Origin of the sequence: Actinomadura darangshiensis (assembly GCF_004349235.1) — a bacterium.
In the GTDB taxonomy this organism is placed as follows: Bacteria; Actinomycetota; Actinomycetes; order Streptosporangiales; family Streptosporangiaceae; genus Spirillospora; species Spirillospora darangshiensis.
Genome location: NZ_SMKY01000098.1, coordinates 22331 through 28891, shown reverse-complemented (window position 1 = coordinate 28891; position 6561 = coordinate 22331). Strand labels below are relative to the sequence as shown.

The 6561-nt window shown below is 72.7% G+C and carries 4 protein-coding genes; 2 read left to right on the top strand and 2 right to left on the bottom strand.

From position 1 onward, the window contains the following. Positions 1–36: 36 nt before the first annotated feature. Positions 37–1284: an extracellular solute-binding protein gene (locus E1293_RS21670; RefSeq protein WP_132199267.1), complete on the bottom strand. Its 1248-nt coding sequence runs from the start codon at positions 1282–1284 to the stop codon at positions 37–39. Positions 1285–1666: 382 nt separating this feature from the next. Between E1293_RS21670 and E1293_RS21665 the strand changes: the two genes are divergently transcribed. Further along, positions 1667–2470 (top strand): SRPBCC family protein, encoded by an 804-nt coding sequence (locus E1293_RS21665; RefSeq protein ID WP_132199266.1) that lies wholly within the window; start codon positions 1667–1669, stop codon positions 2468–2470. 10 nt (positions 2471–2480) lie between these two features. Beyond that, on the top strand, positions 2481–3572 hold the full coding sequence (locus tag E1293_RS21660; protein ID WP_243716369.1) for an SRPBCC family protein: 1092 nt from the start codon (positions 2481–2483) through the stop codon (positions 3570–3572). An 18-nt stretch (positions 3573–3590) separates the two neighbouring features. Here the strand turns inward: E1293_RS21660 and E1293_RS21655 are convergent, their stop codons facing one another. Next, the gene (locus E1293_RS21655; protein WP_132199265.1) at positions 3591–6365 is read right to left on the bottom strand and encodes an ATP-binding protein; all 2775 of its coding nucleotides are present in this window, start codon (positions 6363–6365) and stop codon (positions 3591–3593) included. Between the last annotated feature and the right edge of the window lie 196 nt (positions 6366–6561).

Genomic DNA, 6561 nt, shown 5'->3' with positions numbered 1-6561 from the left:
GCCGGGCCCCCGCTCCTTGGTCTTGAGGTCGTGCACTCAGCCGGCCTTCTCGGCGGTCTTCTGGATCTTGTCCAGGACCTTCTTCGGGTCCTCGTTCGCGACGGCGGTGCCGAGGTCCTGCTTGACGGCGCCCGCGACCGCGGACCAGGCCGGGTTGGACGTCGGCGCGAACTTCGACGTCGGGAGCGCGTCCACGAACTGCTTCATGTACGGGTCGGCGCTCAGCGCGTCACCGGCCGACTTCGTCACCGGGAGGAAGCCCTCGGTCTTGAGGAACTTCGAGGTGTTCTCCTTCTGGTAGAAGAAGTCGAGGAACTTCTTGATGGCCTCCTTGTTCTTGCCGTCGTCCTTCTTGAACGCGGCGAGAACGTCCATGACGCCGAGGGTGTTGTGCTCCGAGCCGCTCTTGCTCGGCAGCGACGCGACGCCGAAGTTCAGGTCCTTGTTCACCGGGTCGATGAATCCGGCCTTGGTGAACGGGCCGCCGATGGCCATGCCGATCTTGCCCTGCGCGAACTGGTTGAACACCGTCTTGCGGTCGGTGCTCTCCGGGTTCGGCTGGGTCACCTTGGACTTGTTGAGGTCCTTCAGGAACTTGAGGGTGTCGATGTTGGCCTGCTGGTTGATCGCCCATTTGCCGGACGCGTCGACCCAGCCGCCGCCGTTGTTCATCGCCCACGAGTAGAACTCGGCCTGCGACTCCTCGGGGCCGAGCGGCAGTCCGTACCCGGTCGTGCCGGACTTCTGGATCTTCTCGGCGTCCGACTTGACCTCGTCCCAGGTGGCGGGCGGGTTCTTGATGCCGGCCTTGTCGAACAGGTCCTTGTTGTAGAACAGGAGGCGGGCGCTGGAGATGAACGGCAGGCCGTACTGGGCGCCGTTGTACTGGGCCTGCTGGACGAAGGTCGGGGTGAAGTCACTGAGCGTGTTCGGCGACAGCACCTCGGACGCCTTGTAGATGAGGCCGTCGCGCGCGAAGTCGGAGAACGCGTTGTAGTTGAGGATGTCGGGGACCTGCTTGGTCTGGACGTAGGTCTTCACCTTGGCGTCCATCTGGGTCCAGTCGACCATCTCCAGGTTGACCTTGTAGCCCGAGTTCTTCGCCTCGAAGTCCTTGATCAGGGCGTCCCAGTAGGGCTTGGTGTTGTCGTCGTAAATCGCGGCGACGAACTTGATGGTCTTCCCGTCGGAGTCACCGCCCGACGAGCTGCCCTTGCCGCATCCGCTGACGCCGAGCGCCACGGTCAGTCCCGCGGCGACGACGCCCATGAGGTGCCGTTTCATCTGTCCCCGCCTCTCCCAGCTTTGCGCCGCGCATGAAAAATAGTGCGCGGTGCGAAAGCGCACCGAACACAAACGCGCGTGGTGGGGATGAAGATAAACAACTGGTCCGTACCAGTTCAAGAGCCCCATTGAGCACGACTCTCAACCGTTATCCGGGCTTCCCGGGACCCCCGTCTGGTCCGGTGTCCACGCTGGACTGGTCCGGTCGCGTGACAGCAGCGTTTCGGCTGCTCACTCTGAGCGCAGCACGGTCGCCGTCCTGATGCGGCCATCGGGCCCACCGGCCTCCGTGCCTGGCCTGCGGCCTGTTTTGCACCAATTTGACCGGGTAACCCGGCGCAGTACCCGAGCGGACGACACGACTGGACGAGGTGGACGGGACATGAACTTCCGGACCGGGCTGGCGGCGGGCACCGCCGCCGGCGCGAGCGGCGCCCTGGCCGTGCTCTCGGCCCGCCGGCTGGGACGCCGGATGCTGGACGGCCTGGTCACCAGGATCGAGCGCCGGCTGGAGCGCGAGGCCCGGCGCCTCACCGCGAAGGTCGAGAACGCCGGCCCGCTCGGGAAGGCCGCCTTGGCCGGACTCAACGCGCTGCGGGAGGGCAAGTCCCCGTTCCGCGCGCTGCTGAGCTTCGGCTGGACGGCGCTGAAGGAGACCCTCGCCGGAATCTTCGGGGGCGGACGAAGGGGGAAACCGACCAACATCGTCGAACAGACCGACGTGGGTGCGCCGCGCCGCCTGGTCTACGACCAGTGGACGCGGTTCCAGGACTACCCGTCCTTCATGAAGAAGGTCGTCAGCGTCGACCAGGCGTCCGACGAGAAGCTGAACTGGAAGGCGAAGATCTTCTGGTCGGCGCGGACGTGGGAGGCGACGATCACCGAGCAGGTCCCCGACGAGCACATCGTGTGGCGCTCGAAGGGTGCCAAGGGCCACGTCAACGGCACGGTCAGCTTCCACGAGCTGACCCCCGACCTGACCCGTGTCCTGCTCGTCCTGGACTACCACCCCGCCGGGCTCTTCGAGCGGACCGGCAACATCTGGCGCGCCCAGGGCCGCCGCGCCCGTCTCGAACTCAAGCACTTTCGCCGGCACGTGATGACGCAGGCGCTCCTCCACCCGGACGAGGTGGAGGGCTGGCGCGGCGAGATCCGCGACGGCGAGACCGTCACAACCCCTAAGTGAGGAACCAACCATGGCACGCGGAAACCCGATGGGCCGGTTGCCCGTCGGACAGATCACCAAACGGCTGCCGGGCGGCCGCAGCAAGCGCACCCCCGACCTGAGCGCCATCACCAAGAGCCTGCCCGGCGGGAAGACCATCGGCACGGCCGGCGGCCTCCTGCTCGGCGCCGGCGCCGCCGTCGCGGCGAGCAAGGCCCTCAGCGGCCGCCGCGACACCGGCAACGCGTCCGACCCGGGCGGCAAGGCCGACGCCGAGACCGGCGGCAAGGCCGAGAGCAAGAAGGGGAACGGCTCCGAGCGGGACGACTCCGGGAAGGACGACTCCGGGAAGGACGACTCCGGGCAGAACGAGCAGTCCGAACAGAAGAAGGGCGTGTTCGGACGGCTCAAGGACACCGTCGGCGGCCTCGTCAAGGGCAAGGGCGGAGGCGGCGGCGGGAAGAAGGTGAAGGTCACCAACATCGTCGAGCACACCGACGTCGGTGCGCCCCGCAGGCTCGTCTACGACCAGTGGACGCAGTTCCAGGAGTACCCGTCCTTCATGAAGAAGGTCGTCAGCGTCGACCAGGCCGACGACACCAAGCTGAACTGGAAGGCGAAGATCTTCTGGTCGGCGCGGACCTGGGAGGCGACCATCGTCGAGCAGGTCCCGGACGAGCACATCGTGTGGCGCTCGAAGGGCGCCAAGGGCCATGTCGACGGGACGGTCAGCTTCCACAAGCTGTCGCCGAACCTGACCCGCGTCCTCGTCGTCCTTGAGTACCACCCGCAGGGCCTCTTCGAGCGGACCGGCAACATGTGGCGCGCCCAGGGCCGCCGCGCCCGCCTCGAACTGAAGCACTTCCGCCGGTACGTGATGACGAACTCGCTCACCCGCGCCGACGAGATCGAGGGCTGGCGCGGTGAGATCCGCGACAGCGAGGTCGTCCTGACGCAGGAGGACGCGCTGAAGGAGGAGGAGGAGGAGAAGGCCGGCAAGGAGCAGGACACCGGCAACTCCAAGTCCTCCGGCAACTCCCGCGGCGGTGGCAACTCCAAGACGTCCTCCCGGAGCACGAAGGCCGCCGAGGACCGCGAGGGAGAGTACGAGGAGGCCCGCTGACCCGGGCGGACCGGCGGCTCAGCGGATCAGCCGGGCCAGCTCGACGCGCGACCGGATCCCGAGCCGGGTGAAGACGTTGCGGAGATGGTGGTCGATGGTCCGCGGGCTGAGCAGCAGCCGCGCCGCGATCTCCCGGTTGGTCGCCCCCTCGGCGGCCATCCGGGCGATGTTGGCCTGCTGCGCGGTGAGCTTCCCGACGCCGCCCGCACCGCCCGCGCCGCGCGCCTCGTCGGCCCCGGATCCGGCGGCGCGCAGCTCCGCGCGGGCCTGCGCGGCCCACGGGACGGCGCCGTAGCGCTCGAAGATCCGCAGCGCGGCGCGCAGGTGCCCGCGGGCGGCGCGGGGCCGCCGGCAGCGCCGCAGCCGGTGCCCGAACAGCAGCTCCGTCCGGGCGAGGTCGAACACGGCGCCGGCGGCCTCGTGCAGGCGGAGCGCCTCGGTGAAGTGCTCCCCGGCCTCGTCGTCGCCGTGCGTGAGCAGTGCCCGGCAGCGCCGGGCGAGCGCGTCCGGGCCGGGTGGGGCGCCGATGCCGTCGCTCCAGCGGCGGAAGTGCTCGAACGTGCGGGCGGCGCGGTCGTGCTCGCCGGTGCGGACGAGCGCCTCGACCAGGTGCGGGACGGCGAGGAGCCGCGCCGGCGGAAGGGCGGGCCCCGCCCCGCCCGGCAGCCGGAGGCGGGCGGCGGCGTCGGCGGGACGGTCCGCGGCGAGGTCCAGGCACGCGGGCGCCCACGATCCGAGGGCGGCGGCGCGGGTGAGGCCGCGCGCGCCGGCGGCCTCGGTGAGCCGCTCCAGCAGGCCGCGCGCGGTGTCGTCGTCGCCGTTGAACGCGGCGGTGAGCACGAGCGTGGCGAGCTGCTCGGCCGCGTGGCCGTGCAGCCGGGTCGCCTGCGCCAGCCGGAGCCCGTCGTGGCACGCGGCGATCGGCGCGGGCGGATGGCCGAGGAGCGCCTCGCACCGTCCGGCGGCCATCAGCGCGAACGACTCGGCGGGCGCGTCGCCGGCGCGCCGCGCGGACGCGACGGCGCCGGCCGCCAGGACGCGGGTGCGCGAGGCGTCCCCGAGCGCGAAGGCCGAGAGCGCCGCCCACACCTGCGCGGCGGGGTCGGTGACCTCGGTGCCGAGGCGGACGGCGCGCCCGAGGCGCTCCGCGGCCTCCCGGTACCGGCCGCGGATCGCGGCCGCGACGCCGCCGAGGTGCGCGCGCATCAGCTCGCCTTCCAGGCCGGGCGCGGCCAGCGACGCCGCGCGGCCGGCGACCTCCAGGTAGGCGTGCTGGTCGCCGGACGCGTCCGCCGCCTCCGCGGCCCACATCAGCGCGCGCAGCGCCGCCTCCGGGTCGGACCCGGCGAGCCGCTCGGCCGCGTCCCGGAGCATCGGCACCGCCGCCGCGGGGGAGCCGGCCGCCGTCTCGATCTCGCCGCGCAGCAGGGCGGCGCGGGCGATCCGCGTCCGGTCGCGGCCGGGCGGACGGACCTGCCGCAGCATCGCGCGGGCCCGGCGGGACCGTCCGCCGGCCCAGGCGTCCCCGGCGGCGGACAGGAACCGGTCCGTCCGGGTGCCGTGCTCGACGGTCAGCGTCGCGGCGCGCTGCCAGACCCGCCACGAGTCGGCGTACCGGCCCGCACGCTGGGACGCGGCGGCCTCCTTCGCCAGCTCGTCGGCGAGCCCGTCGTCGGGTTCGCCCGTCACCGCCGCGAGATGCCAGAGCCGCCGGGACCGCTGCCATTCCTGGACGAGGACGTCGGAGAGCAGGGTGTGCGCGTCCTGCCGCTCCTCCCGCGACGCGTCCGCCCACAGCGACGACCGGACGAGCCGGTTCCGGACGGCGACGCCGTCGCCCTCGAACCGCAGCAGCCCCGACTCGCGGGCCGCGTCGAGGTCGCGCGCGCCGATCCCGCCCGACCCGGCGGCCCGCGCCATTGTCGCGGTGCCCAGCCATTCCTCCGCCACCGTCATCAGCACGAGGCGCCGCGCCCCGTCGGGAAGCCGCAGGTAGCGGCGCCGGTACCGGGCGCGCAGCGCGCTGGACGGGGGGAGTGCGCGGGGCGGGGGCGCGGCGCCCGACAGCTGGCCGGGCGTCAGCGCGGCGGCCAGCTCGCGGATCGCGAGGGGCCGCCCGCAGGCCAGGTCGACGATCTCCTCGGCGAGGTCGCCGCCCGCCGAGCCGTCCAGGGCGGCGCCGCGCGCGTCCCGCGAGCCGAGCGCGTCCCGTAACACGTGCCGGCCCGCGTCCTCGCCCAGCGGCGCGAGCCGCAGCCGCCGGATGCCCGCGAGCGCCGCCTCCGGCGCCCCGTCGCGGACGGCGAACAGCACCGCGACCGGCTCGTCCTCGACGCGGCGCGCGGCGAAGGCCAGCACCTCCAGGGAGCTGCGGTCGAGCCACTGGACGTCGTCCGCCCGGCACAGCACGGGCCCGCTGCGCGCGGCCCGGCCGAGCAGCTCGCACACCGCCGTGAACAGCACGAACGGCTCGGCGCGGGGCGCGCCGTCCAGGACGGTCCCGAGGGCGTCGCGGTGCGCCGGCGGCAGCTCGGCGACCCGCCCGGACAGCGGGCGCAGCAGCCGGTGCAGCCCCGCGTACGGAACGTCCGTCTCGCCGGGGACGCCGGTCGTGCCGAGCACCCGGAACCCGGGCCCGGCCAGCCGGCCGGCGGCGTCCAGCAGTGCGCTGCGTCCCACGCCGGCGTCCCCCGAGACCGCCAGGGCGCCGCCGTGCCCGTCCCGGGCCCGGCCGAGCATCACCTCGATCGCCCGGAGTTCGCCTTCGCGTCCGTACAGCCGTTCGTGCGCCATGCCGGTCCCTCCTTGGCGGGAACCACCCTCGCCCTCAGCGGCGGTGCGCTATTGGACGGGGTCTCAAAAGGGAAGGGGCTCATAGGGCAACACGCGCACCCGCCACCGGTCCAGAGCGGGTCCCGGTTTCGGGGACGCCGCGCAATCCGGACCGGCGCCGGTTGTGAGCGGGCACAGTCCGGGCGTCCGGCGATGG

What these genes read in the sequence shown, in the direction of transcription:
- E1293_RS21660 (WP_243716369.1), top strand. Translation starts at nt 2,481, where the DNA reads ATGGCACGCGGAAACCCGATGGGCCGGTTGCCCGTCGGACAGATCACC.
- E1293_RS21670 (WP_132199267.1), bottom strand. Translation starts at nt 1,284, where the DNA reads ATGAAACGGCACCTCATGGGCGTCGTCGCCGCGGGACTGACCGTGGCG.
- E1293_RS21655 (WP_132199265.1), bottom strand. Translation starts at nt 6,365, where the DNA reads ATGGCGCACGAACGGCTGTACGGACGCGAAGGCGAACTCCGGGCGATC.
- E1293_RS21665 (WP_132199266.1), top strand. Translation starts at nt 1,667, where the DNA reads ATGAACTTCCGGACCGGGCTGGCGGCGGGCACCGCCGCCGGCGCGAGC.